This is a genomic window from Streptomyces sp. NPDC059816 (genome assembly GCF_042732055.1).
GTDB lineage: Bacteria > Actinomycetota > Actinomycetes > Streptomycetales > Streptomycetaceae > Streptomyces.
The window spans coordinates 108714-134025 of sequence record NZ_JBHWIQ010000013.1 but is presented as its reverse complement, the minus strand read 5'-3'; the positions used below and the strand labels follow the sequence as shown (position 1 = coordinate 134025).

Sequence of the window (25312 nt, the reverse complement as noted above, 5' to 3'; positions counted from 1 at the left end):
CCCGCACCTCTGTTCCCGCACGGTGATGCGCCGGCCGCGCGGCGGGGTGCGCGGTCCGGGCTCGGAGCCGTGATCACCGTCGGGATCGAGGCGATCGCCCGCCGCTGCCCGACCCCGAAGACCGGGAGTGCACGGAGCCACCCCTCCTTCACTTGCGACGAATTTCGTTGTTCAGTCACCTTGATGCAACGAATTTCGCCATAGTCATGGCCTTGCAATGACTGAATCGGTAGTGTCGCGAGAGCCTTCCGCTAGGGGCGCGCCCGTGGTGCGTCCGGCGGAAGGCTTCAGGCCGGTACGGACGAAAGAGCCGATATGAAGCAGGACCCGCTGTCGCCGGAGCTGCCCGGAACCGATCGCACACGTCATCGCCGACTGCGGGAGCAGGGCAGCGGTGACCGCGCAGTGCTGGACGCCGTCCTGGCCGCGGGGTTCATGTGCCACTTCGGGGTGGTGGTCGACGGCCATCCGATGGTGGTGCCGACCGTGTACGGGGCCGACGGGCTCCACCTGTACTTCCACGGTTCCGTGGCCAGCAGGAGCCTGGTCGCCGCGCCGGGGGCGACGGTCTGCGTGACGGTCACCCACGTGGACGGCCTGGTGCTCGCCCGATCGGTGTTCGAGCACGGGGTGAACTACCGCAGCGCGATGGTCTACGGCGTCCCGCGGCTCGTCACCGACCCCGCCGAGAAGCTCGCCGGTCTGCGGTGCCTCACCGAGCAGAGCGCACCCGGGCAGTGGGACTACGCGCGCCGGCCCAGTCGGAAGGAACTGGCGGCGACCGTGCTGCTCGCCCTGTCCCTGGAGGAGGCTTCCGTCAAGGTCCGTCAGGGTGGTCCCGACGACGGCGACGGCCCCGACGCCGCCCTCCCGATATGGGCCGGCTCCCTGCCGCTGGTGACGACCGTCGGCAGGGAGCAGGCCGACGCGACCCTCCCCGACGGCATCGCGGTGCCGCCCCACATCGCCGCCCGGGTGGGCGCCCGGCTCGGCTGAACGCACCGGGCGAGGGGCGGCGGGCACGCGGGGACGACCCTCGTGCCCGCCGCCCCGGTCAGGTGCGAAGGACGGAGCGCGGGATCAGAAGGACAGCGTCCAACTGTTGATGTAGGCGCCGGGATCCGAGTACGCCCCGGCCCGGGCCCGCAGTTTCCAGGTGCCGTTGGCGGTCTCCGCCGAGGCGTCCACGCCGAGCGTGGCGACGTAGGGGCTGTTCTCCAACCAGGGACCGTTCGCCAGGGGGTAGGCCGTGCCGTCCGGTGCCACCAGTTCGAGCGCCGCCCTCGGGTCGCCGACGGTGTGCAGGTCGACGAGGAGGATGCTCGGCGCCTTGCCGGGGACGCCGCTGACGGTGATCGGCGACTCGGCTGCGGCGGGCAACACGGGCAGGGGGACGTCGTCGTTGTTGGTGAAGACGGGGCCGGGCGGCCGGGGGGCGGGGTTGCCGGGTCGAACGCCGACGTTGACGGCGCCCCAGGCGTCCATCACCCCGCGGTGGACGGCCGAGTCCGCGCCGTAGAGGTCGGCGGCTGCGGAGAGGGTGGCCGCGCGGGCGCCGGCGTAGTCGGTGGTGGACGTCATGTAGAGGGTGAGGGCGCGGTACCAGATCCGCTCGGCGGCGGCCCGTCCGATCCCGGTGACCGGCAGACCGTCGTGGGTGGGGCTGTCGTAGGAGACACCGTTGATCGTCTTGGCGCCGCTGCCCTCGGAGACCAGGTAGAACCAGTGGGTGGCCGGACCCGCCGTGTATCCGGGATTGGAGCTGGAGGCGAAACGGGGGTGCCAGTAGTTCGCGCTCCGGTCTCGCTTGGCCGGGCGGTCCATGTGCCGCAGCGGCGGGTTCAGTCCGCCGACGTCGACCTTCTCCCCGGTCGTGTAGTCGGCCACGTCGTGGCTGTTGTCCGCGTGGAACTCCACCGCGGCCGCGAAGATGTCACCGGTCGCCTCGGCGATGCCGCCGGACTCTCCGTAGTAGCTCAGCTTGGCCGTGTTGTCGATGAGGCCGTGGGCGAGTTCGTGCGCTGCGGTGTCGAGGGAGGTGTAGGGCGTCGTGCCGCCGTTGCCGTAGGTCGCGCAGAAACAGGAGTCCCGCCAGAAGGCGCCGCGGTACCCCTCCTGGAAGTGGACGCGGGAGCTGGCCCCGTCGCCGTCGTTGCGGATGCCGTAACGACCGTGCACCTCGGCGAAGTAGTCCCAGGTGGCCTGGGCTCCGTAGGCGGCGTCCACGGCGTCGGTCTGTCTGCTCGTCGAGGTGCCGTCGCCCCAGACCCCGTCGGTGTCGGTGAGCAGCTTCCCGGTGCCTTCCCCGGACGACAGGCCCGTGAGGTCGTAGGTCCGGTGGCTGCCGCGGCCGGTGTCGGTCAGGTTGTGGAGCGAGCCGAACCGGGACGTGCCGAGGGTGACCTGACCGCTGTGCCGGCTGTGGCCGATGCCGCTGTGCCGCTTCACCGCCTCGTAGCTGTACAGCTCGGCGCCCGTGGTGGCGTCGGTGATGACGTGGAGTTCGCTGGGGGTGCTGTCGGGTTGGGTGCCGTGCACCACGGATTCCCAGGCGAGGACCGGACGTCCGGAGGCCGCCCAGATCACCGCGCGCGGCTTGCGGTGGAGCTCGGCGCGGTCGGTGCCCTCCGACTCGGCCTTGGCCAGGGCGAAGGCGCCGGCGGTGGTGGCGCTGCGGGTCGCAGCGGTGCGGGGAACGGCCAACCGGGCGCTGGTGGCCTTGGTCACGCCCTCGGTGGCTCCGGACGGTGTGCTGTGGACGACCAGGTCGCCGCCGAGGACGGGTAAGCCCTCGTAAGTGCGTTCGTAGCGGGTGTGCACCGTGCCGTCGGCGTCCTGGAGCACGCTGCGGGGCAGCAGTCGCTCCTTGCGCCCCAGGCCGAGGGCGGTGGCCGTCTCGACCCGGTCGGCCTTGGCCCGCGACAGCAACGCGGCCTGGCGCTGGGCGTCGAGCTTCACCGGCAGGGCGCCGGCACGTGGCTGCGGGGCCGACGGGGCGGGCCCGACGGGCGCGGCACCGGCCGTGCCGGAGGGAACGGCCAGGGCGATCAGTGCGACACCTGCGAGCAGGGCTCCGGCGGCCGAGGCCCTGGGGGAGATCCGTCTCATATCAACTCCTTGCGCGCCGACCGTGCGTGACGGCCGGAACAGGACCCGTCGACGGGGTGTGCCGAACGGGCAGGGACGTCAAGTGCGGTGGTGGTGTCGATCCCTTCCGGAGGACACGGGGTGCATGCGCCGGTGGTGCATGAGTGGCGCGGTGCTTCGGCTCAGGGACCGCCGGGGCGCGAGGGGGTTGGCACCGCGGGAAGCCTGACACTGGAGGGGGGTGTGCGCCAGGTGGGGACACGGGGACTTGGCCGTATCCCGTGTGCGGCGCGGGGTGGCCGTCCGGGCAACGGCACCGGTTCGGACGTCGTCGCACGGTCCGCCGGGGCGCTGGGCGCGGGGGCTCCGGCGCCCGTCCGGGTAGTGGCCAGAAGGCACGGTCCGGTGCCCGGGCGAGGTGGACGGAACGTCAGGGTCCGCTCCGGAGCCGACGATCCGCGCGCCGTCCCGGCCGCCGTCCGGGCTTTGCGCGCGGGGGGTCGCACGGGCGTCATAATGGGTGTCCACGCAGGGAGTGCGGTGGGGACGCGAGGTGCACTGGGGGGTGCGGGTGGAAAGCGTGTCGGACAGGTACGAGGTCACGGGGACGCTCGGACGGGGTGGGATGGGCGTGGTGTACGCGGCCGTCGATCGCGATCTGGGCCGCGAGGTCGCGGTGAAGGTGCTTCCGCCCGAGTTCCTGCGGGAGTCCCAGTTCCGGACCCGCTTCCACCGGGAGGCCCGGACGATCGCCCGGCTGAACCATCCGGGGATCGCGGTCCTGCACGACATCGGTGAGGACGAGACGCAGGACCCGCCCATGCCGTTCCTGGTGATGGAGTTGGTCCGGGGGAGGACCCTGGCCGAGATCGCAGCCGCGGGGCAGTTGAGCACCGAGCAGGCGGTGCGGATCACCTTGGAGATCCTGGAGGCGCTGGAGCACAGCCATGCCCAGGGCGTCGTGCACCGGGACATCAAGCCCTCCAACGTGATGGTCGTCGGGCCGCTCGCCGGGGGCACGGGCAGCCGGAACCGGGTGAAGGTCCTCGACTTCGGCATCGCCCAACTGCTCGCGGACACCTCCACCCGGCTGACGGCCACGGGGGTCTCGGTGGGGACTCCGTCCTACCTCTCGCCGGAGCAGGCCGACGGCAACGGCACGGACGCGCGTTCCGATCTGTACTCCGTGGGCTGTCTGCTCTACGAGTTGCTGACCGGGAACCCCCCGTTCCGCGGCGACTCGCCGTTCGTGGTGCTCCTCGCCCACATCCAGAAGCCGCCGGTGCCGCCCTCGCAACTGCGCCCGGGCCTCAGCCCGGAGGTCAATGCGGTGGTGCTCACCGCACTCGCGAAGCGGCCGGAGGACCGGTTCGCCGACGCGACGACGATGCACGCGGCGCTCGCCCACGCCCTGGACCCCTCCCGGCCCGCGTTCCCGCCCCAGCCTCCGCCGGCAGCCCCGCTCCCCCGTCAGGCGACGGCGGTTGACCACCATTCCGTCACCGCGCCCGCGTACCCCGCTCCGGTGCACCCGGCTCCGGTGCACCCCGCGCCCTGGGTGCACGGCGCCCCCACGGGTCCCGTACCGGTGCCGGCCACCTACGTGGATCTCCCCTCCGTCCCTGCGGAGCCCGAGCCGCCGCCCGTCCGACCGGCCGGGTTCGGGCAGCGACTCGGAGCGCGGTTGATCGACCTGGTGCTCCTCTCGCAGGTCGCCCTGCCGGTGATCATGATCCTGGACAGCTCCCTGGGACCCTCGACGGACCCCTCGGTGGCCGACGGCGCGCAACTGACGTTCGCGTTCGCCTTCGTGTACGAGCTCCTCGGCGTCGGCCTGTTCGGGAGGACGATCGGCAAGCGCCTGGTGGGGCTGCGGGTCGTCCACCGGACCACCCATCGCCGACCCGGGTGGAGGGCCCTGGGGCGGGCCAGCGTGTTCTGGGGGCTCTTGGCGGGCCTCTGGGCACTTGAGGCGGGCGGGCAGTGGCTGGTCCTCGTCCTGTTGGTCGACCTGATGTTCCTGCTGCGCAAGCGCACCAGGCACCGGCTCCTCCACGAGCGGGCCAGTGCGACGATCGTCGTACGCGCCTGACGGGCCGGCCGGCGGCCCGACCGGGGCCGGAGCGGGGACACGGACCGCAGGCCCGGGGCCGGCACCGGTCGAGCCGCGCACCGTCGGGAGACAATGACCGCATGTCGACACACCCCGCCCGCGGCCGGCGCACGGCCCGTCTCTCCGCCGATGCGGTGGTGGCCACCGCGATCCGGTTGGCGCGGTCCGAGGGGCTCGCGGCCGTGAGCATGCGGCGGCTGGCGGACGAGTCGGGGGTCTCCCCGATGGCCCTGTACCGGCATGTCGCGGACCGTGCGGACCTGTTGCTCCGGATGCTGGACGCCGTCGCGGACGAACTCGCTCCACCTCCCACCGGGGGGACGCCGCGGCAGCGTCTGACCGTCGTGATGCACGACATGTACGACACCTTCCGACGGGACCCGTGGGTGGTTCAGGTGCTGGCCACGGAGGGGCTGGCGAGCACCCGGGTGCTGCCGGTCCTGGAAGCCGTGTTCGCCGCTTTCGCCGATGCCGGTGTCGAGCCCGTACGGGCTCGGGACGCCTACGCGATGCTGTTCAGCTTCGTGTTCGGCGAGACCCTGGTGGCGCACCACGACCACGCGGACTCGCAGGCCCGGAGCATGATGCGGGCGATCGACCCGGCCCGGTACCCGCACCTGTCCGCGGTGATCGCGTCGAGCGCTCCGCCCGGGGTCCGGGACCGGGAACGGTTCGCCGGGAACCTGGAACTCCTCCTCGACGGGGTGCTCGGCGTCGACTGAGGCCCGGCGGCCCTGCGGACACCGCTTCCGCCCGGCGCGGGCGAGAGCGTCCAAGCACGCTCCCCCAACGGGTCGTTGGCTGCGGAACCGTGCCGGGGCGACCCCGGATGCCCTGCTTGACAGTCCAGAAACACTTAGTGCAGCCTAACCCGAAGTATACGGCGTATACATGAGGGAAGGCGGGACATGCCCGGAACCAAGGACGACCGACGGCAGGGCGGGCGAGCAGCTCCGGCACCGGCACCGGCACCGGCACCGGCCGCGTACTCGCCTCCGGAGGCCCCCGCCGGCACCGGCCTGGCCGCGCTCCTGGCTCCCGTACGGGGCCGACTCGCCCTCGCAGTGCTGCTCCAGGCCGTCGCCGCCCTGGCCTCCGTGGTCCCGTTCATCGCGGTGGCGGAACTCGGCCGGGTGCTCCTGGACCCAGGACCCGACGGAGAGGTGGACCGGGACCGCGCCTGGTGGGTCGCCGGAACCGGAGCCGCGGCCATGCTGACCGGGCTCGCGCTCACCCTCGCCGCCGGCGCCCTCACCCACCTCGCCGACAACGACCTCAGCCTCGCGCTGCGCCGACGGCTGGCCGCGCACCTGGGACGCGTACCCCTCGGCTGGTTCACCGACCGCAACTCCGGGCTCGTCCGCAAGGCGGTGCACGACGACGTCTCGGCCATGCACCACCTCGTCGGCCACACCCTCACCGACCTCACCCGTGCCGCCGTCGTCCCCCTGGTCTCCGTCGCGTACCTCTTCGTCATGGACTGGCGGCTCACCCTCGTCACCCTGGTCCCGGTCGTCATCGGTCTGGCCCTGTACGGCCGGATGGCGGGCAGTGCCTCCGCCCGGGCCGGCCACGCCCGCTACGACGAGGCACTCGCCCGGGTCGGCGCCGCCTCCGTGGAGTTCGCACACGGCATCACCGTGGTGAAGACCTTCGGCCGGGCCCGCCGTGCCCACCGCCGGTTCACCGACGCCACCGACGCCCTGTCCGCCCACTTCCTCGACTGGGTACGGGGCATGATGCGCACGGGTGCCACCGTCGAACTGATCCTCTCGCCGGTGTTCCTGTTGTTGTGGATCCTCGGCGTCGGCGTCCTGTTCGTCTCGCGGGACTGGGTCGAAGCCGTGGACCTGCTGCCCTTCGCCCTCCTCGGACTCGGGCTCACCGCCCCGGTCCTGGGGCTCGGCTACTCGGCCGAGGACGTCCGCAAGGCCCGCCAGGCGGCCGACCGGGTCGGCGCGATCCTCGCCACCCCCGCCCTGCCCGAGCCCGCACCGGGACGTCGGGCCACGGCGGACGGCACCACCGTCGAGTTCGACCGGGTGTCCTTCGGCTACGACGACCGCTCCCTCGCCCTCGACACCGTGTCCCTCACCCTGCGGCCCGGCAGCGTCACCGCCCTCGTCGGCCCCTCCGGCTCCGGAAAGACCACGCTCGCCCGACTGTTGCCGCGCTTCTACGACGTCACCGGCGGAGCCATCCGCATCGGGGGCGCCGACCTGCGCGAACTGCCCGCCGAACACCTCTACCGGCTCGTCTCCTTCGTCTTCCAGGACGTGCAACTGCTGCGCGCCAGCGTGCGGGAGAACCTCACCCTGGCCCGCCCCGACGCCACCGACGAGGAGGTCGCCTCCGCCGCGCGGGCCGCGCAGATCCACGACCGGATCCTCGAACTGCCCGACGGCTACGACACCGTCGTCGGTGAAGGCGCGCTGTTCTCCGGCGGTGAGGCCCAGCGACTCTCCATCGCCCGGGCCCTGTTGGCCGACACCCCGGTACTGGTGCTCGACGAGGCCACCGCCTTCGCCGACCCGGAGTCCGAGGCCGCCATCCAGGAGGCCCTGTCCCGACTCGTCGTCGGACGCACCCTGCTCGTCATCGCGCACCGGCTCGCCACCATCTCCGGCGCCGACCAGATCGCCGTGCTCGAACGCGGCCGGATCGTCGAGCGGGGCACCCACGCCGAACTCCTGGCCCTCGGCGAACGGTACGCCCGCTCCTGGGCGATCGACGAACGGTCCGGCCAGGGGGACCCCGCCGTGCCCCCGGCCCCCGCTCCCCGCCCCGCTGACGACCCCACGGAGGCCACCCCGTGATCCGCCGACTGCTGACCGTGCTCGACCCGCCCGGCGCGGCACTGCTGCGCCGCATGCTCGTGGGCCTCGTCCTGTGCGCGGTCCTCCAGGGCATCGCCTTCGCCCTCCTGGTCCCCCTGTTGCGGGAACTCCTCGGCGACGGCGGCCCGTCGGGAGCCGCCCGCTGGTTCGGAGCCCTGGCACTGGTCTTCGCCGCGTACGCGGTCTGCTACTGGGACAGCACCCTGTGCGGCTACCGCGCCGGCGCGGGACTGTCCCGGACCCTCTACCGCCGTCTCGGCGACCACGTGGCGACCCTCCCGCTGGGCTGGTTCACCCCGGAGCGGACGGATCGGCTCACCCAACTCACCGCCAAGGGCGTCATCGACGTGATGGGGGTGCCCGCCCACCTCCTGCGCCCGGTCATCAGCGCGTTCGTCACCCCGCTGGTCGTGGTGGCCCTGATGTTCCTCTTCGACTGGCGACTCGCCCTCGCCGCACTGGTCGGTCTGCCGCTGGCCGCGCTCGCACACCGGGTCACCGGCCGGGTGGTGGCCCGCAGCGACCACGCCCACCACGCGGCCTCCGCCGAGGCCGGCGGCCGGGTGATCGAGTTCACCCGCAGCCAGCCGGTGCTCCGGGCCTTCGGCCGCACGGTGCACGGGCACCGGGCCCTGGACGACGCCCTGGTCGCCCAACGCGACACCGGACGACGACTGCTGCTGCGCGCAGTGCCCGGGTTCGCCGCCTTCGTGATGTCCGTCCAACTTGCCTTCACCGTCGTCCTGTTGACCGGTACGGTACTGGCCATCGGCGGATCGGTCGGCGCCCCGGAGTTGATCGCCCTGCTGGTCCTGGCCGCCCGGTTCGTGGAACCGCTGGTGGTCGCCGCCGACCTGGCCGCCGCGGTGCGCATCGCGGACAACGCACTCGCCCGGGTCCAGGCCGTCCTGGAGACCGCTCCGCTCCCCGAACCCGAGGTGCCGGCCACCCCCGCGGACCCGGATGACACCTCCGTCGAACTGGCCGGGGTCACCTTCGGCTACGATCGCGCGGATCCGGTGCTCCGGGACTTCTCCCTGCACGTCCCCGCGCGGTCCATGACGGCCCTGGTCGGCCCCTCCGGCTCGGGCAAGACGACGGTCACCCGGCTCGTCGCCCGGTTCTTCGACACCGACGCGGGACGGGTCCTGGTGGGCGGCACGGACGTGCGGGAACTGGGCACCGAGGCCCTGATGTCCCGGATATCGCTGGTCTTCCAGGACGTCTACCTGTTCGACGCGACGATCTCCGAGAACATCCGGCTGGCCCGCCCCGAAGCCACCGAGGAGGAGTTCCGCCGGGCGACCCGGCTCGCCGGGGTGGACGAGATCGCCGCACGGCTGCCGGACGGTTGGGACAGCCGCGTCGGCGAGGGCGGCACGGCCCTGTCCGGCGGCGAACGGCAACGGGTGTCGATCGCCCGCGCCCTGCTCAAGGACGCTCCGATCGTGCTGCTCGACGAGGCGACCGCCGCCCTCGACCCGGAGAACGAGCACATCGTGCAGAACGCGCTCACCGCGCTGGCCCGCGACCGTACGCTGCTGGTGATCGCCCACCGCCTCCAGACGATCACCGCGGCCGATCGGATAGTCGTGCTGGACGGGGGACGCGTCGCCGAATCCGGAACCCACGACGAGCTCCTGGCCCAGGGCGGCCGGTACGCGGACTTCTGGTCGGAACGCTCCCGTGCCGGCGGCTGGCGGCTCGCGGAATCCCGCTCCTGAAGAGGGGAAGGGCGCGCCCGTCCTCACCGGGGCCGGCGTCGGAACGCCGGACCGGGTGAGGTCACCCACAGGCAGACCGCGGAGGCGACCGCGCTCCCCGCGCCCAGGGCGATCGCCGTGTCCAGGTCGAGGGCCCCCAGGCCGAGCGAACCGGACGCGAACCCCACCGTCTGGACGACATGGGCGACCGAGAACCCCTCGGACCTGCGCGCCCGCGGCAGTACGCGCTGGAGGTTGACGGAACTGACGGCGCGCAGCGGACCGGTGCACGACCCCACCAACACCAGGCCCCCGACCAGCGGGAACCAGCCGTCGCCGAAGGCGACCACGGCGCCACCGGCCGCCAGGCCCGACAGGCAGAGCACGGCCAGCGCGGTCGTGGCCCGGCCGCGCCAGGCGAACAGCGTGCTCCCGAGGATGCTGGCCACCGCCAGGACCGCGATCAGCGACGCGGCCGTGTGGTGGTGCGCGCGGCCCTCGGGCTCGGTGAGCCGGGCCGCCAGCGGCAACGCGCCGACCTCCACAGCGGCCAGGAGTTGTCCGATGGTGAACAGACAGGCCAGCCAGCCCAGCGTGCGGAACCAGTCGATCGGCTCCGCACCGGCGTCCGACTCCCCCTCGGTGCCGGTCGCGCAGGGCGTCCCGACCGGCAGGACGAGGGAGCTGATGACGAACGCGGCGGCCATGCCGACCACGGGAGCCCACGGGCTCCAACCGGCTGAGGCCACGGCCAGCGCCGGCCCCGCGATGATCACCACTTCCAGGAGGGTGGCGTCCACGCCGACGGCGCGCAGGAGGAGCTCCTCGGGCACGGTGCGGGCCAGCAGGGTGCGGAATCCGGCGGACAGGCCGCCGGCGGCGGCGCCGCACACCCCGGCCGCCACCAACAGTCCCCAGACGGGCACTCCGACCCGGGCGGCGGCGCCGACGGCGAGTGCCGTACCGGCCGAGCACCACAGCAGCCGGCGCAGCCCGCGGCTCGGGGCGGTGCGGTCGAGCAACCGTCCCACCGGGATCGACACGGCCAGTTGGCCGGCCACGAACGCCACCATCATCATCGCGCCCGCCCGGTAGGAACCCGTGGTGGTCGTGGTCAACGCCGTGAAGGCGAGCGGGGCCATGGTGCCGGGCAGCCGGCTGAACTGGGTCGCCGCGGACCACCGCCAGTACGGTCGGTGGCGCAACAGGGAAGGGCGGGCACGGTCGGTACCGGTCGTCGTCACCTGGCGAACCTGGCACCGGGCCCGCCGCACCCGCCATTGGTTCGGAACTGGCCGAATCCTCAGGGAGCCGGGATGATCGAGTTCACGCTCACGCCGTCGGGTGGGCACCGGGTGCGCTTCGCGATCTCACCGTTGGACGAGGTGCTGGCCGCGCTCCAGGCCGCGATCGGACTGCGCGACCATCCGCCCGGGGTCCCCCGGCTCGCCGTGGACGCGTTGGGTGCGCTGCCGATCGCCGAACTGCTGTCGGTGCTCGGCGATCCGCGCTACGTCTGCGAGTTCCTCAGCCCGCCGACGACCGGGTACGACACCACCGCGGCGGCGCAACTCGCCGAGGTGCGCCGCACGCCCGCCGCGCAGGTACGGACCGAGCTGGACGCCCTGAACGTCGACGTGGGCGGGTGGTGTTCCGATCCGGGACGCGCTCGCGATCTGCTCGCGGACCAGTTGGAGACCGTCTGGACGGAGCTGATGGCGCCGCACTGGCCGGCTCTGCGCGACGTCCTGCACGCCGACATCCGCTACCGCTCGGGCCGGTGGGCTGCGGGCGGGCTCGACGCCGCGGTCGCGGGGCTGCACCCGGACGTACGCATGACCGAGCGCGCCGACGCCGACGCCGTGGTGGTCCGCAATCCGGCGCGGGCCCGCGTGCCGTTGGACCGGCGCGGGCTGCTGCTGGTGCCGAGCGTGTTCACCTGGCAACGGACCAGTGTGATCGCCGTCGCGCCGTGGCGGCCGTCGGTGATCTACCCCGCACGCGGTATCGCGGGACCGGGTGCGGTGCGGTCGGACGGCACGCGGCTGGCCCGCGTCGTCGGCCGCACCAAGGCGAGACTGCTGGTCGCCCTGGCGGAGCCGACGGACACCTCCGCCCTGGCGCGGTTGCTGCACCTCGCCCCCAGCACCGTCTCCGAGCACCTGGTCGCCTTGCGTGACGGCGGACTCCTGACCACCGCCCGGCGCGGTCACCTCGTGCTGTACGCGCGCACCGCCCTGGGGGACGAACTGGCGTGCCGTTGAGGGGAGGAGCGGGGGGGGCGGAGGCGGTCCGGGTCAGGAGTCCCCGTCCGGGACGGTGGTCCGTAGCGTTCCTGACTCGGCGAGGGGCGCGTAGTGCTCGGTGAACAACCTGCTGACGAGTTCGCCCCTGCTGGAGACGGCGGCCTTCTCGAAGACCGCCTTGATGTGGTCGCGGACCGTGTGGGGCGACAGGTGCAGTCGGCGGGCGATCTCTCCGGTCGGGAGTCCACGCGCGATGTACTGGGTGACTTCGGCTTCCCGGTCGGTGAACTCGTAGGCGTCCACGATGAGGGGCACGACGTCGGAGGCTCGGGCGGGTTCGATCACCACGGCGGAGGGCCCCGGTCCGCCGTCGGCCTCGCGCAGGCACGAGGCGTGGCAGATCAGCCAACGGCCGGTTCGGGTGCGGACGCGTATCCGGGCCCGACCCCGGTCCCGTTGCTGGGCGACGGCACGCGCCTTCATCGCGGTGGTCTGGATCCAGGTGGGGATGCGCAGGCCCAGGGCGGACGGCACGGCGGGTCCCTCCGGAACGTTCGCCAAGTGCACGCGGGCCTCGTCGTTGGCCGACAGCAGCACGCCGGAGGCGTCGAACAGCAGCAGCCCCGGTCCGTGGAACGCCGCGGGCGCCAAGGGCGCGGTGGGTTCGGAGAACGTGCGCAGTCTCCGGGCGAGCGGGGTGCTCAGTGCGGCGAGCAGCGCGGTGTCCCGGGAGTCGAAGGCCGCACGGCCCTCCGCCCGGAAGAGGCTGATGTGTCCGTGTGGACGTCCACCGACCCGTAGGACGGCGCGCAGTTCGTCCCGGAGGCCGCGGGGACGCATGAAGTCCTGGTAGAGGGTGGACCGGGCGGGGAGGTCACCGGTGGTCCTGCGCAGTCCCGCGACCGGCACCGGGGCCAGCGCGAGATCGCGGAACAAGTTCACGTTCTCGGTGAACAGTTCGCTCTCCCAGTACGCGGCGCAGCCGCCCTCGTCGAGGTTCTCCACTCGAACGGGTGCCGTCATCATGCCGGTGACCGGGTCGGTGACCCGCCACACGGCGGCGTCGTACGGCAGGAGTCGGCGCAACCGTCGGGACACCTCGGCGAACATGCCCAGGGCGTCGACGGCTTCGGCGGCCCGCGCGAGCAGTTCTCGCCGGCCGGTCGGGGAAGGCGCAGGGACCGTTGTCGTCACCGGGCAAGCCTGGCACAGGGCGCGTGCCGGACCCATCCCTCATCTGAGGGGGGTGGGCTCCGCTCCGTCCCCTGGCGAGGGGATGGGACCGGGGTCCGGGCGGGGACAGGCTGGTGCCGGTGCCGGCCGCCTCGGGTGGGCACTTCGGCGCTGTACGGCAGGAAGGGCTCGCCGCCATGACGGACACACGGTTCCCCCCGCTCGCGAACGAAGCGTTGGACCGGCTCGTACTGCGGGTCGCCGGTGAGGTGTTGCTGCCGGGCGAAGCGGCCTACGCACGCGAACTCCACGGCTTCAACGAGATCGCCCGGCACCGTCCGTCGCTGATCGTCCTCGCGATGGCCCCGGACGACGTCCGGGCCGCGGTGGAGTTCGCCGGCCGGCAGGGCCTTCCGGTGGGGGTGCAGGCCACCGGGCACGGCATCGCCGCACCGGCGGTGGGGGGCGTGCTGGTCAGCACCCGGCGGATGAACGGCGTGAGCGTCGACCCGGTGGCCCGTACGGCCCGGGTGGCGGCGGGGGCACGGTGGCAGCAGGTCATCGCCGCGGCGGGGGTCCACGGACTCGCTCCGTTGAACGGCTCGTCCCCGTCGGTGGGTGTGGTCGGCTACACCCTGGGCGGTGGTCTCGGCCCGTTGGGGCGTCGGTACGGGTATGCCGCCGATCACGTCACGCGCATCGAACTCGTCACCGCCGACAAGGTGTTGCGGACGGCGTCGGCCACCCGGCACCCCGATCTGTTCTGGGCCCTGCGCGGCGGGAAGGGCAACTTCGGGATCGTCACCGCCCTGGAGTTCGCATTGATGCCGGTGCGACGGATCTACGGTGGCGCGCTCCACTTCCCCGGTGCGCTGGCCCCGGAGGCGCTCCACGTCTGGCGGGAGTGGGTGCGGTGCGTGCCGGAGGAGATGACCTCCTCACTGGCGCTGCTGAGGCTGCCTGCGGCGCCTGCGGTACCGGAGTTCCTCCGCGGCAGGGCGGTGGTGCACCTGCGGATCTGTCACGCGGGCGACCCACGGGTGGGCGAGCGGCTGGTCCGGCCGCTGCGTGCGATCGGGTCCGCCCTGTCCGACTCGGTGCGCGAGCGGCCCTACACCGAGGTCGCGGAGATCCACCAGGATCCGACCGATCCGCTGCCTTACCACGAACGCAATCTGGTGTTGCGCGATCTGGACCGGGCCGCGGCGGAGGAGATCATCGCGCTGGCCGGTCCGGGAGCGGACTGCACCGATCTCATGGTCGAGTTGCGGCAGTTGGGGGGAGCGCTGTCGCGACCGGCCGCGGTACCGAACGCCGTGGGCAACCGGGACGGGGCGTTCACCCTGTCCACCTTGTCCCCGCCCGGCTCACCCGACCGGGTGCTCGCCGGTATGGCGGCCCGGGGGACCGGCGGACGGTACCTCAACTTCCTCGCCGGGCCGGACACGGTGGACGACGTACAGGACTGCTTCGACGCGCCCACGCTGGCCCGACTGCGTCGGGTGAAGGCGTCCTACGACCCGCGCAACCTGTTCCGCCTCGGCCACGCCCTGCCCCCGGCGAACTGATCCGGTACGGGTACCGGACTCCCGATCCACCCGTGTCTTCGAAGGAGCTCCATGAGCAGCAACCGCGCGGGTCGGATCACGCCCCCCGTTCTCCCCTCCCCCGCCGCCGGTGCGGACGCCCCGCGTTCGGCGGGCCTCCGCTACGGCCTGCTCTTCGGGCCCGCCGTCTTCGGCGTCACCGCCGCCGGTGTCGCCCTGCCCGAGGTCGCGTCGGACCTGGGCGCCTCCGCCTCCGCCGCGACCTGGGTACTGACGGCACACGCCCTCGCGCTCGGCATCGGCACCGCGCTCTTCGGCCGGCTCGCCGACTCCCGGGGCCTGCGTCCCTCCCTGCTGGCAGGGTCGTTCCTGCTGCTGGTCGGCACCGTGCTCTGTCTGGCCGCCCCCGATCTCGGTGCCCTGGTCACCGGGCGGTTCGTGCTGGCGGCCGGGTCCGGTGCGATGGTGTCCGGCGCGTTGGCGCTGACCGCCTCGTCCACGCCGGCACAACGGGCCCGGGTGCTGGCGGGGTTCGGCGCGACCATGGCCGTCTTCTCCGCCAGCGCCACCCTGGCGGGTGGGGCCCTCACCCAGTGGCTGACCTGGCGCCTCACCCTGGTGCTGCCGGCGCTGTCCCTGTTCGCCGTGCCCCTGTGCCTGCGGGCGGCGTCCACCCGGCGCGGCAGTGGCCGGGCCCTGGACCTGCCCGGTGCGGCCCTGCTCACGGCGACGGCCGCCGCCTTCCTCCTGCTGGTCCAGACCCCTGCGTTGGGGACCTCCGCTGCCGGGGTCGTCGCCCTCGCCGCCCTGCTGCTCCTCGCCGGCGCCGGCCTCGCCCGGCGCATCCGCTCCGTCCCGGCTTCCTTCGTTCCCCTCCGGTTGATCGCCGACCGGGTCTTCCTCCGGGCCTCCGTCGTCGGCGTCGGCGTGTACGCCGGGCTCTTCGCCGCCGTGTACGCGGTGCCGCAGGTCCTGGTGCGCGCACACGGATGGGACGTCCTCGCCATCGGTCTGTGGCTGCTGCCCGGCGCGGTCGTCGGCGCCGGGCTCTCCAGGGTCGCCGGCAAGCTCACCGCGGGCGCCGGGGGCGGTCGTCTGCTCGCGGTGACCGCCCTGGTGACGGCCGTCGCGATGGCGGCTTCCGCTGCCCGGCCCGGTCCGGTGCTCCTGATCGTCGGGGCTTCGCTGGGGTTCGGCGCCTTCGCGGTCGTCCAGGTCGTCGCCACCGCGCTGTTGTCCACCCGGGTCGAACCCGCCCTGCGCGGGGGCGCGATGGGACTGCTCAACCTGACCTTCTTCGTCGGTGGCGCGGTGGGCAGCGCCGCGGCGGGGGCGCTCGCCCAGGTGTGGTCCCCGACCACCGCGCTCGGTGTCCTGGCGGGCTTCCCCCTGGTCGCCGCCCTGGTCGCGAGCACCCTCGCTCCGCAGGAAGGTTAGGCCTCCCGGACGCTGACGGTGGAGCGGTGATGACGGGGGGCCTCGATCTCGTCGAGCAGGGCGACCGCGAGGTCCGCGTAGGTGATCCGACTGTCCGGGTCGCCGTGCTCCGCGATCCGGTACCGCCCCGTGCCGGTGCCCTCGTGGTCGAAGTCGCCCGCCGGAGCGACGTACGCCCAGTCCAGGTCGCCGCTCCGTAGGGTGTCGACGCCCGCCGCGTGGCCGAGGTAGAAGGAGCGGTACTCGTTCGGATAGCCGGGCTCGTCCATCAGGGGAGCCCCGGACACCCCGGGCAGGATCGCTGCGAGCCCGACCACGACCAGGCGGTGCACACCGGCCCGGGTCAGGCCGGTGGTCAGGGCGCCGGAGGACGCGGTGAAGAACTCGTGCGGCGGGACGGACAGGTCGACGGCAGCAGTGACGGCGGCGTCGTGTCCGGCGGCCACCCGCTCGACGCTCGCCGTGTCGGTGACGTCGCCCGCGACGACCCGGGCGCCGGAGGGGTCGCCGTGGCCCGCGGGGTCCCGCACCACCGCGGTGACCTGATGACCGCGTCGCTGCGCCTCGGTCACCGCTCGCCGGCCGGCCCGACCACCCGCGCCGAAGACCACGATCTTCATGAGGAACCGCCTCTCACCAGGGTGGGAGCCCTTGTGCTCCCACCACTGCTTCGACGCTATCCGCGGGAGTGGTTTCCCTCCGGATACCGGCTACCGTGAGGTCATGAGGGAACCTCTACCCGCCGACCTGTTCGACGAGTTGTGCCCGTCGTCGCTCAATCCGTTCCGCTTCGGCGACAAATGGGCGCCGCTCGTCATCAGTTGCCTCCAGGACGGGCCGCGCCGGTTCTCCGAGCTGCGCGTGCCGCTGGCTCGGGTCACCCCCAAGGTCCTCACCAAGTCCCTGCGGTCCCTGGAACGGGACGGGCTGGTGACGCGGACCGTCCGCGCCGGAACCACCCCGCACGTGGAGTACGCGTTGACCCCGTTGGGCCACAGCCTGCTCCGTCCGATGGCGGTGGCCTGCGCCTGGGCGAGCGACCACTGGGACGAACTCCTCGACGCCCGCGAGTCGTACGACGCGAACGCCCGCGGCTAGGACTCCGTCCGCAGTCCGCGTCCAGCCGCTCGACCAAGAAGGCAGATCATGATCACCACTGTGCTCGCCGTCGTCGGGACGCTCCTCGGATCGATCGTCACCGGCACGTTCCAACACCTGGCGGCCGGCCGCGCCGAACGCGCGGCCAGCGCCGAGCAGTTGCGCCGCGTTCGACTCGACGCGGTGACCGCACTCGCCTCCGCCGGCTCCGACCACCGTCGGGCCCTGTGGATGCGCGGGGAGGCTCGGCTGCGCGGCGCCAGCGGCCCAGAGCTGGAAGAGCTGCGGACCAGGTCCCACAGCACCCGCTCCGCCGTCACCCGCCCCCTGGTGGCGTTGCGGCTCCTCGTGCCCGACCCGACCGTCCACACCACGGCACAGGCGATGGTGGTCGCCACCTACGACATGGTCGATTCCGTCACGAGCATCGAAGAGCTCACTGCTGCGCAGGACGTCGCACGGGACGCACACGACCGGTTCGTCGATGCGGCAGCCGCCTACTTCAGCGCCCACACCTGACGGGTGGAGCGCTAGTACGGCAGGTAGTAGCTGAGGAGGTCGGCGGTGAGGGGCGGGAAGAGCGCTCGGAACCGTTCCTCGTCGGCGGAGTAGACATCGGGTCGGATCCGGGTCAGGCCCTCCATTCCCAGCGGACCGAACAGCAGTGCGGGCAGGTGGTCGGGGGCCACTCCGGCGCCCTGCACGGCCCGGGGGCCTTGCATCGCCCCTCCGGTGACGACCTCGCCGAGACCGTCGGCGCGAACGGGTATCCGGTAGTGGGCCCCGAAGGTGGAGAGGACGATGTCACGGCCGCCGCGCTCCAGCCCGGCCGCCGTGAGGCGCTGCCAGAACAACGGGCGCAACCGGTCGAGCAGCAGGGCGACGTCCGGGATGCGGACGTAGTACTGCTCCGCTGCGGCCGGCGGCTCGTGGACCAGCAGGTCCTGCCAGGCGCTTGCGGTGACCGTGCCGGCCCGGTGGACGACGCGGAGCCGCTCCTCGGGGTACCGTGCCGCGACCGCCCGGAGCAGGTCCAGCGCCGCCGCCCCGTCCACCGCGGCGGCCTCGGCCAACAGCACCCCGCCGTCGGGGGGCGTGGTGCGGACGGTGGCGACCGCGGTGCCGTCGCGCTCCAGGGCCCACAGGGCGCTCGCCCCGTGTTCCCGTAGCCACCGCCAGCGCTCGGCCGAGTGCCCCATGGCCACGTCGAACCCTGCCTGGGCCGAGTGCTGGAGGGCTGCCAGGGCAGGAACGTCGGCGGGCCGGGCCGGGCGGAGCACGGCGTCGCTCCCGCCGGGCGGTGGGGTGCGCACGCGCAGCACCGGGGGGATGTCGATGGCGTACTCGTAGCCGAACAGCCGGTAGAAGTACGGGATTCCGATCATCGCCTGGAGGACGTGGCCCCGGGCGGCGGAGCGCTGGTGAGCCCATCGCATGAGCGCCCGTACCAGTCCGCGCCCCTCGTACGCCCGGTCGGTGGCGACCAGTTCGACCTGGCCGGCGGGCAGGCGGAGGTCACCGATGCGCACCTCCTCGTCCAGGAGCGTCGCGGTGGACACCACCCGATCGCCGTCCACGACCACGGCACAGGCGGACCAGCCGACCTCGGGGTCCGTGACGACCAGTCGGTGGTCCAGGGCGTCGTTCGGATCACCGCGCTCGGACAGGAGGGCCCCGATCTGGTCGAGGTCCGCGGGGGTCGCCGTGCGCAGGATGAGCCCATCGGCCAGGGCGAGCGGCGCCGGGGATGCTGGATGTGTGGCCATGACGGGACCATGGCACCGCTCTGACCTGCGTGTCCACCGAAATATCCCGAGTGTCACCCGCTCGCCCCCGGTTCCGGTACGGCCCGGGGGCCGACCGCACCGGTGGCGAATCCGACGGGAACGACTCGCCACGACTGATCGTTACGGGATCGTCCGGCTGTTCGAGGGGGCGATCCCCCGGCCGGACTCTGACATGAGCGGCCGGTTCGGCCGGCCGCGACGGCCCGGGGAAACCCGGCGAGGAAAGGAGCGACGATGGACACCGGGGCGCAGGTACGGCCGGCAGGGGTCGCAGACGTACCGGGTGCGGTGGGAACCCTCGCCCAAGCCTTCTCCGACTACCCGTACATCCGGCACGTGGTCGCCGCGAACGACCACGAGGAGCGGGTCCGCCGCTTCCAGGAACTGTTCCTGACGGAGGTGGGCATGGCGTACGGGCGGGTCTGGGTCACGGAGGACCGGCTGGCCGTCGCCGCCTGGACGACCCCCGACCGCGATCCCTCCCCCGGGTTCGCCGCGGTGGGGCCGCACATCGCGGAGTTGGCCGGCGACCGCATCGACGCCTTCACGGCCGCCGAGGCCGCGGTGGAGCCGCACCGGCCGACGGAGCCGGTCTGGTTCCTGGCGACCGTCGGCGTCGCGCCGGGCGCACAGGGCCGTGGGCTCGGCAGCGCGGTGCTCCGCCCGGGCATCGAGGCCGCCGAACGGGCCGGGTACCCGGCGTTCCTGGAGACGGCGACGGAACGGAACGTGCGCCTGTACGAGCGTCTGGGGTTCCGTGTCACTGCCGAGGTCGAACTGCCGCACGGCGGACCGCAGTTGTGGTGCATGCGACGCGACCCCTCCTGAGTCCGGCCGGCGCGTGCCGCCCCGTGGATCTCCGCGGGGCGGCGGCGGGCCCTACACCCGTACGAGTTCCCTCAGCCGGTCGGCCATGGTCCGGATGACGTCCTTCTGCTGGGCCGCCAGGTAGAAGTGCCCGCCGGGGAAGACCTTCAACTCGAAGGAGCCGCCGGCGTGCCGCTCCCAGGCGGCGGCCTCGTCCAGCGTCACCTTCGGGTCGCTGTCGCCCACCATGGCGAGCATCGGGGAGCGCACCGACTCGCCGGCCGCGCACGTGTAGGTCTCGGCCGCACGGTAGTCGGCGCGCATCGCCGGCAGCACCATGCGCAACACTTCCTCGTCCCCGAGGAGTTGGCTGCTGGTGCCGTCGAGGCTGCGGACCTCGGCGAGGAGGCCCTCGTCGTCGAGGAGGTGCACCGTCTCATGGCGGTGAGTGGACGGGGCGCGGCGACCGGACGCGAACAGGGCGGTGGCGACCACGTCCTTGTCGCGCTCCAGGCGTCGGGCGACCTCGAAGGCCACCGAGGCGCCCATGCTGTGCCCGAAGAAGGCCAACGGCCGGTCCACCCAGGGCAGTAGGGCGTTGTACACCCGGTCGGCGAGGCCGGCGACGTTGTCGATGAGGGGTTCCGTGCGACGGTCCTGGCGGCCGGGGTACTGGATGCACAGCACGTCGGCGAAGTCCGGCATGTCGCGGGAGAGGGGGAAGTAGAAGCTTGCGGAGCCTCCCGCGTGCGGCAGGCACACCAGCCGGACGGCAGCGTCGGGACGGGGGTGGAACCTACGGACCCAGAGGCTGCTTTCCTCGGTGGGCTGGGTGTTCACGGTGATCGTTCCTTTCGGAGGTGCCGGACGTGTCGGGGGCCGCCGGGTCAGGCGCCACGGCTGCGCGAGGACCCGCCCTGGTGACGCCCCCTACGGCGAGCCCCCGTACCGCTACCCCAACTATGCCCTGGTGACGCGGCATTGGGGTGCAGCACCCGGCACGATTCAGGCGCCCGCGGTCAGGGCCTTGACCGCGCGGTCGGCCCTCCGTTCGCCCTCATGGACGGCCGGTGCGGGTGCGGCGCGCCGCGGGGGTCGGCCGGTCGTCGGTGGCCCCGGCGTCGTCCACCTCGAGGAACCGGCCCACCGCTTCCGTGAACTCCGCGGGTGCCCCGCGGTGGATCAGGTGTCCCACGGGGATCGTCACCAGACGTCCGCCGGGGATGCGCCGGGCCAACTCCGCCACGCCGTCCTGGGGTACGTGGCTGCGCGGGCCGCCGGCCACGACGAGGGTCTCGGCGGTGATCCGGCCGAGCCGTCGCCCCCACCGGGGGTCGGGCCGGTCGAGTTGCCGTCTGACGTCGAGGACCATCTGCCAGTCGAAGGACAGGTCACCGTCCGGTCGGGTCGGATGGGTCGGCTCGCGGGGTCGGGGAACCGGAACGTCCTCCAGGACCAGTCGGTGCACCCGCGCCGGGCGGTCGGCGGCGACCAGGTACGCCACGATCCCGCCGAGGGAGTGCCCGACCAGGTCCACCCGGTGCAGGCCCAACTCGTCCAGGAATCCCTGCACATCGGCCCGCATGCGCTCGACCGAGTACTCCCCGGGCCAGTCGCTCCGACCGTGCCCGCGCAGGTCGAGTGCGTACACCCGGCGGTGGAGCGCCAGCAGGGACGCCACCGGTTCCCAGTCGCCGGCGGTCTCCCCCAGGGCGTGCAGGAGAACCAGCGGCGGAGCACCCTCGGGGCCCGCCACCCGGTAGGCCAGTCGGACCCCGTCCACGTACGCCGAGCAGTGATCGACCATGTCCCGGAGGGTACGCGGCGGTTCCCGGCGACGGGCCCCGCGTTCACCAGCGGCGGAACCCGTGACCCTCGGCCGGCAGGAGGTGACCTAGTCGGCGGTGGGGCGCCACGAGCGGGCCGCGCGGATCGCGGAGCGCGCCCCCAACGCACCGACGAGGAGCGCGACCAGGACACAGCCCAGTGCCCCCGCCACGAGGACCGTCCAGGAGACGCTGCCCTCCCCCGCGGCGGCGATGAAGAACAGGGAGTGCCACGCGGTGACGGCCGTCGCGACGACGGTGGCCACCAACAACGGCAGGGTCAGGTGCCAGAACGCGACGGACCGGAAGACGGACCGGCTGCCGGTGAGGACCGTGAGGGGGGCGAGGACACCGCGGATCCGCACGAACTCGGCCGCCGCGCCCAGGCCCCCCGTGAGCGCGAGGACGGCCAGGCCCGTCACCCCGTACAGCAGGACCCAGTTGTTGGCGCGGGCCTTGCCCGCCGCCCCGCTCGCCCAGGTGTCCCCCAGCGGCTCGGCCGTCGCCAGCACCGCGAAGGCGGCCCGTTTCACCTCGGACAGTCGCCCGCGTTCGGCAACGACGAGGGCGGAGTCCTGTGCCGTCAACCCGAAGGGTGCCGCCACCGCCCGGACCCGGATGTCCGGGGTCGACCAGCGTCGGATCTCCTCGATCCGCCGGTCGCCGCCGGTCGCCGGGCTCAGTTGCGCGGGGCATTCCAGGTCCAGGGAGCGCAGCGCCCGGCAAGAACCCTGCAACGAGGTGCTGCCCCGGCCCTGGTCGTCGTAGGTGGTGCTCCGCTTCAGGAGGAAGGCCCCGTCGGGGAGGGTGCGCGCGAACGCGTCCACCGCCCGCGGTGCCATAGGCGTCACCTGTACGGCGAGCACGCCGTCCCCGATGCGGGCCTGGGTGAGTCGGGCCAGCTCCGCCTGCTCGCCGAGTCGGCTGTTCCACACTTGGAGCTGCGCCACGATGCCGAGGCCGATGACCATGGCCAGGGCCAGGCGTACGACCACGCCGGGGTGGGCGGCGGTCCACCGGCCGCCGATGAGTTGGCCGGCCCGTCCGGTGCGCGCGCCGCGCGCAGCGAGCCCGGCTCCGACCCGGCGGGTGACCAGTGCCGCGACCGAGGGCAGGAACCCCCACATCAGGACGGTGCCGAGGGCGAAGGGGGCGAGGGCGTTGCGCTCCGGGAGGTACTGGCTGGTGACCACCAGGGCCACGCCGAGGCCGCAGCACGCCGGTCGCCAGTGGGGAACGGAGGACGAGGCCGCACCGGGTCGGGTGGAACGGCGGTCGCGCGGCGCGCGGTGGGTGAGGACCACGACGGCGAGCAGGAACAGCACGGACAGCAGCAGGCCGGCGGACGCGGTCGGCCACGCCGCGCGGATGTCCCGGCTGTCCAGGACGTAGCCGGTCGGGGGCAGCCGCAGGTCCCAGCGGGACGCGGCGAGTTGGGGCAGCGCCATGAGGAGTGTTCCGAGGACCAGGGGCGCCGCGGCCTCGCCCACCTGGACCAGGGCACGGTGCCGCCGCCCGGCGCCCAGGGCGTGCAGCAGACCGCTGCGCCGGTCCCGGGTGAGTGAACCCACGCGGGCCGCGATCACGGACAGCGCCAGGGCCGGAACTCCGGTGAGGGCCCAGAAGGTGAGCAGCGGATCGGTGACGGGGCGTTGGTCCACCATCTCGCCGATCGGGAGGGCCTTGCCGAAGCCCTCGGCGTACCACCAGCCTTCGGCGTCCCGCGCGGGGGCGTGTGCGGGACGCACGTAGGCCAGGCGCTCCGAGGGTGCGGCCAGGCCGTCCTTGCCGATGGTCCCGGTGGACTCGCCGTACCGGTCGTGGATGCCGAGGTGTCGTCCCCGTGCGGCGAGTTCGGGCGAGAGCACCGCCTGTCCGGGTTCGGGCCAGGCGCGCAGCCCGGGGGGCAGCGGGGCGTCGTCGGTGAGCGGAACCAGGTAGAGGACGCTGTGCTGCACCTCATCGACGGTGTCGAGGACTTCGCGGTACATCAGCGCGGCGTCTTGCCGCGCGTCGGTGAGGATCGGTCCCCGTGCCTCGTTGCGTTGTTCGCGTCCCTGGTGGGTGGCGACCGCGGCGACGGTGCCGAGGACGACGAGGGCGACCGTGGCCGCGGCGGCGAACAGCGCCCACCAGCGCAGCCGGTCGCCGGGGGTGCCCCGTCCGGCGGCGAGCCCGATGCGCAGGAGTCGGGTCCACAGCCGCCGGTCCCGCGTCATGCGGACGCCCCGGTGCCGGCCAGGGTTCCGTGGTCCAGGCGTCGACGGTGGTCGGCGCGGGCGGCGACGGCGGGGTCGTGGGTGACGACCAGCAGGGCGCAGTCGCGCCTGCGGGCGGCGGTGAACAGCAGGTCGGCGACACCGTCCTTGGTGTCGGGGTCCAGGGCGCCGGTGGGTTCGTCGGCGAGCAGTACGGCCGGGTCGGTGATCAGTGCCCGGGCGACGGCTGTGCGCTGGCGTTCGCCGCCGGACAGTGCGCCGGTCGGGGTGGTGCCGTGCGGGACGCCCAGGTCGTCGAGGAGTCGGGCGGCCTGCCGGTAGGCGGTGCGGTGGTCGCCGCCGTCGAGGAGTACGGGGAGCGCGACGTTCTCCACGGGGGTCAGCTCGGGGAGCAGTTCACCGAACTGGAAGACCATGCCCAGGGTGTCGCGTCGGATGCGTGCCAGTCGGGCGGACCGCTGCCCGGTGATCTCCCGTCCGGCCACGGTGACCCGTCCGGCGTCCGGTGTGATGAGCCCGAGGATGCACATGAGGAGGGTGGACTTCCCCGATCCGCTCGGTCCGGTGATCGCCGTCGACTCCCCCGGGCGGACGGTCAGTTCGAGGCCGTCGAGGAGCACGCGGCCCGCGACCTCGTAGCGGAGGCCGCTGATGCGGAGGCCGGACGCGTCTGCCTGGGTCACCGGGGTGTTCTTCCTCTGGGATGCGGGGTGCCGCCGTGCGGGCGCGGGCCCCCGCGGCGGAGTGCGCCGGTGCGTGACGGTGTGGTGGATCGGTCAGTTGTACGCCCAACCGGAGCAGTCGTCCCTGCTTCCGAAGTTCTCGTCGCACGCCTTGAACTTGAAGATCTTGGAGCCGTCACCCGAGTAGACGGTCGTGAGGGTGCCGTTGTGGTTCCACAGCGTGCGCTTGCGGTCCGAGCTGGCGGTGCGGAAGTACTCGGCCTTCGCCGGGTCGCTGTCCCGGCTGCCGTCCTTGACGGCGATCCTCCCGGAGTCCCCCCGTGCGGGGGACCAGGCGGTGGCGCCGCCCCCGGTCACGCTGGTCGCCGTCGCGGTGACGGTGGGCAGGGCGAGACCGACGGCGAGGAGCAGCCCGGCCAGGGTCGTCGATGTGCGCATTGCGGATTGCCTCCCTGGTGCAGGTAGGTGTCCTGGAGCACGGGCAGCACGCTGCCAGCACCGTGGAGGCGGTGCAATCGAAGGGCCGGATGACGCTCAACTTCGGCTGGTTCCCGGTTCCTGGTTCCCGGTTCACCGATGAGCGGCCCCGGGTGTTCAGGGTCCTGCGCGGACCTGGTCGATGCGGGCGGGGGCGGGGTGGGGTGGTGCTGCGGGGCGGTGGGCCCGGGGGCCGGGGGGGGGGGGGCGGGGGCCCCGCGGGTACAATTGCCGGGGGGGGTACAACGGGGGGGGGGGGGGCGATTGGTGAG

General features: G+C 73.3%; 21 protein-coding genes. 11 read left to right on the top strand and 10 right to left on the bottom strand.

The features are described 5' to 3' along the window. Positions 1-315 precede the first annotated feature (315 nt). Positions 316-996, top strand: a complete 681-nt coding sequence (locus ACFV88_RS18840) for a pyridoxamine 5'-phosphate oxidase family protein (protein WP_385492574.1) — start codon at positions 316-318, stop codon at positions 994-996. Between the two features lie 84 nt (positions 997-1080). Here the strand turns inward: ACFV88_RS18840 and ACFV88_RS18835 are convergent, their stop codons facing one another. Further along, the gene (locus ACFV88_RS18835) at positions 1081-3108 is read right to left on the bottom strand and encodes a M4 family metallopeptidase (RefSeq protein WP_385492573.1); all 2028 of its coding nucleotides are present in this window, start codon (positions 3106-3108) and stop codon (positions 1081-1083) included. A 559-nt stretch (positions 3109-3667) separates the two neighbouring features. Here ACFV88_RS18835 and ACFV88_RS18830 point away from each other — a divergent pair. The 4 genes from ACFV88_RS18830 to ACFV88_RS18815 all read left to right on the top strand — a co-directional run bounded on the left by ACFV88_RS18830 (position 3668) and on the right by ACFV88_RS18815 (position 9761). After that, on the top strand, positions 3668-5179 hold the full coding sequence (locus tag ACFV88_RS18830; RefSeq protein WP_385492570.1) for a protein kinase: 1512 nt from the start codon (positions 3668-3670) through the stop codon (positions 5177-5179). 101 nt (positions 5180-5280) lie between these two features. Then, positions 5281-5922, top strand: a complete 642-nt coding sequence (locus ACFV88_RS18825) for a TetR/AcrR family transcriptional regulator (RefSeq protein ID WP_385492567.1) — start codon at positions 5281-5283, stop codon at positions 5920-5922. A 186-nt stretch (positions 5923-6108) separates the two neighbouring features. Then, entirely contained in the window at positions 6109-8016 is a 1908-nt protein-coding gene (locus ACFV88_RS18820) for an ABC transporter ATP-binding protein (RefSeq protein ID WP_385492564.1), read from the top strand. Next, the gene (locus ACFV88_RS18815) at positions 8013-9761 is read left to right on the top strand and encodes an ABC transporter ATP-binding protein (RefSeq protein ID WP_385492562.1); all 1749 of its coding nucleotides are present in this window, start codon (positions 8013-8015) and stop codon (positions 9759-9761) included. The genes ACFV88_RS18820 and ACFV88_RS18815 overlap by 4 nt, the downstream gene beginning before the upstream one ends. Before the next feature lie 23 nt (positions 9762-9784). Here the strand turns inward: ACFV88_RS18815 and ACFV88_RS18810 are convergent, their stop codons facing one another. Beyond that, positions 9785-10984, bottom strand: coding sequence for an MFS transporter (locus ACFV88_RS18810; protein WP_385492560.1), 1200 nt, complete (start codon positions 10982-10984; stop codon positions 9785-9787). 72 nt (positions 10985-11056) lie between these two features. On the opposite strand from ACFV88_RS18810, the gene ACFV88_RS18805 reads away from it, so the two are divergent. After that, positions 11057-12004 (top strand): DUF5937 family protein, encoded by a 948-nt coding sequence (locus tag ACFV88_RS18805; RefSeq protein ID WP_385492559.1) that lies wholly within the window; start codon positions 11057-11059, stop codon positions 12002-12004. A 33-nt stretch (positions 12005-12037) separates the two neighbouring features. Here the strand turns inward: ACFV88_RS18805 and ACFV88_RS18800 are convergent, their stop codons facing one another. Next, a complete protein-coding gene (locus ACFV88_RS18800) occupies positions 12038-13180 on the bottom strand; it encodes a LuxR C-terminal-related transcriptional regulator (RefSeq protein WP_385492557.1) in 1143 nt (380 codons plus the stop codon). A 176-nt stretch (positions 13181-13356) separates the two neighbouring features. Here ACFV88_RS18800 and ACFV88_RS18795 point away from each other — a divergent pair, with 176 nt between their 5' ends. Then, complete coding sequence (locus ACFV88_RS18795) at positions 13357-14727, top strand: FAD-binding oxidoreductase (protein WP_385492555.1); 1371 nt, start codon at positions 13357-13359, stop codon at positions 14725-14727. A gap of 51 nt (positions 14728-14778) precedes the next feature. Then, the gene (locus ACFV88_RS18790) at positions 14779-16143 is read left to right on the top strand and encodes an MFS transporter (RefSeq protein ID WP_385492552.1); all 1365 of its coding nucleotides are present in this window, start codon (positions 14779-14781) and stop codon (positions 16141-16143) included. Here the strand turns inward: ACFV88_RS18790 and ACFV88_RS18785 are convergent. Beyond that, on the bottom strand, positions 16140-16763 hold the full coding sequence (locus ACFV88_RS18785) for an NAD(P)-dependent oxidoreductase (RefSeq protein WP_385492550.1): 624 nt from the start codon (positions 16761-16763) through the stop codon (positions 16140-16142). The genes ACFV88_RS18790 and ACFV88_RS18785 overlap by 4 nt on opposite strands. Before the next feature lie 103 nt (positions 16764-16866). On the opposite strand from ACFV88_RS18785, the gene ACFV88_RS18780 reads away from it, so the two are divergent. After that, positions 16867-17241: a winged helix-turn-helix transcriptional regulator gene (locus ACFV88_RS18780; RefSeq protein WP_385492548.1), complete on the top strand. Its 375-nt coding sequence runs from the start codon at positions 16867-16869 to the stop codon at positions 17239-17241. 48 nt (positions 17242-17289) lie between these two features. Continuing rightward, entirely contained in the window at positions 17290-17760 is a 471-nt protein-coding gene (locus ACFV88_RS18775; protein ID WP_385492545.1) for a hypothetical protein, read from the top strand. 11 nt (positions 17761-17771) lie between these two features. On the opposite strand, the gene ACFV88_RS18770 is transcribed toward ACFV88_RS18775, so the two are convergent. Beyond that, on the bottom strand, positions 17772-19007 hold the full coding sequence (locus tag ACFV88_RS18770; protein WP_385492542.1) for a GNAT family N-acetyltransferase: 1236 nt from the start codon (positions 19005-19007) through the stop codon (positions 17772-17774). Positions 19008-19262: 255 nt separating this feature from the next. Here ACFV88_RS18770 and ACFV88_RS18765 point away from each other — a divergent pair, with 255 nt between their 5' ends. Further along, positions 19263-19856: a GNAT family N-acetyltransferase gene (locus ACFV88_RS18765; protein WP_385492539.1), complete on the top strand. Its 594-nt coding sequence runs from the start codon at positions 19263-19265 to the stop codon at positions 19854-19856. A 51-nt stretch (positions 19857-19907) separates the two neighbouring features. On the opposite strand, the gene ACFV88_RS18760 is transcribed toward ACFV88_RS18765, so the two are convergent. The 5 genes from ACFV88_RS18760 to ACFV88_RS18740 form a co-directional block, all read right to left on the bottom strand. Next, positions 19908-20675 carry a thioesterase II family protein gene (locus tag ACFV88_RS18760; RefSeq protein ID WP_385492537.1) on the bottom strand — a complete coding sequence of 256 codons (768 nt, stop codon included), beginning with the start codon at positions 20673-20675 and terminating at the stop codon, positions 19908-19910. Between the two features lie 217 nt (positions 20676-20892). Then, the gene (locus ACFV88_RS18755; RefSeq protein ID WP_385492535.1) at positions 20893-21642 is read right to left on the bottom strand and encodes an alpha/beta fold hydrolase; all 750 of its coding nucleotides are present in this window, start codon (positions 21640-21642) and stop codon (positions 20893-20895) included. Between the two features lie 87 nt (positions 21643-21729). Continuing rightward, a complete protein-coding gene (locus tag ACFV88_RS18750) occupies positions 21730-23880 on the bottom strand; it encodes a permease (protein ID WP_385492532.1) in 2151 nt (716 codons plus the stop codon). Beyond that, a complete protein-coding gene (locus ACFV88_RS18745; RefSeq protein WP_385492530.1) occupies positions 23877-24563 on the bottom strand; it encodes an ABC transporter ATP-binding protein in 687 nt (228 codons plus the stop codon). The genes ACFV88_RS18750 and ACFV88_RS18745 overlap by 4 nt, the downstream gene beginning before the upstream one ends. Before the next feature lie 93 nt (positions 24564-24656). Next, positions 24657-25001, bottom strand: coding sequence for a hypothetical protein (locus ACFV88_RS18740; RefSeq protein ID WP_385492527.1), 345 nt, complete (start codon positions 24999-25001; stop codon positions 24657-24659). Between the last annotated feature and the right edge of the window lie 311 nt (positions 25002-25312).

Coding starts and splice junctions, on each gene's coding strand:
- ACFV88_RS18840 (WP_385492574.1), top strand. CDS start 316: ATGAAGCAGGACCCGCTGTCGCCGGAGCTGCCCGGAACCGATCGCACA.
- ACFV88_RS18835 (WP_385492573.1), bottom strand. CDS start 3,108: ATGAGACGGATCTCCCCCAGGGCCTCGGCCGCCGGAGCCCTGCTCGCA.
- ACFV88_RS18825 (WP_385492567.1), top strand. CDS start 5,281: ATGTCGACACACCCCGCCCGCGGCCGGCGCACGGCCCGTCTCTCCGCC.
- ACFV88_RS18820 (WP_385492564.1), top strand. CDS start 6,109: ATGCCCGGAACCAAGGACGACCGACGGCAGGGCGGGCGAGCAGCTCCG.
- ACFV88_RS18805 (WP_385492559.1), top strand. CDS start 11,057: ATGATCGAGTTCACGCTCACGCCGTCGGGTGGGCACCGGGTGCGCTTC.
- ACFV88_RS18795 (WP_385492555.1), top strand. CDS start 13,357: ATGACGGACACACGGTTCCCCCCGCTCGCGAACGAAGCGTTGGACCGG.
- ACFV88_RS18790 (WP_385492552.1), top strand. CDS start 14,779: ATGAGCAGCAACCGCGCGGGTCGGATCACGCCCCCCGTTCTCCCCTCC.
- ACFV88_RS18785 (WP_385492550.1), bottom strand. CDS start 16,763: ATGAAGATCGTGGTCTTCGGCGCGGGTGGTCGGGCCGGCCGGCGAGCG.
- ACFV88_RS18780 (WP_385492548.1), top strand. CDS start 16,867: ATGAGGGAACCTCTACCCGCCGACCTGTTCGACGAGTTGTGCCCGTCG.
- ACFV88_RS18775 (WP_385492545.1), top strand. CDS start 17,290: ATGATCACCACTGTGCTCGCCGTCGTCGGGACGCTCCTCGGATCGATC.
- ACFV88_RS18770 (WP_385492542.1), bottom strand. CDS start 19,007: ATGGCCACACATCCAGCATCCCCGGCGCCGCTCGCCCTGGCCGATGGG.
- ACFV88_RS18765 (WP_385492539.1), top strand. CDS start 19,263: ATGGACACCGGGGCGCAGGTACGGCCGGCAGGGGTCGCAGACGTACCG.
- ACFV88_RS18755 (WP_385492535.1), bottom strand. CDS start 21,642: ATGGTCGATCACTGCTCGGCGTACGTGGACGGGGTCCGACTGGCCTAC.
- ACFV88_RS18750 (WP_385492532.1), bottom strand. CDS start 23,880: ATGACGCGGGACCGGCGGCTGTGGACCCGACTCCTGCGCATCGGGCTC.
- ACFV88_RS18740 (WP_385492527.1), bottom strand. CDS start 25,001: ATGCGCACATCGACGACCCTGGCCGGGCTGCTCCTCGCCGTCGGTCTC.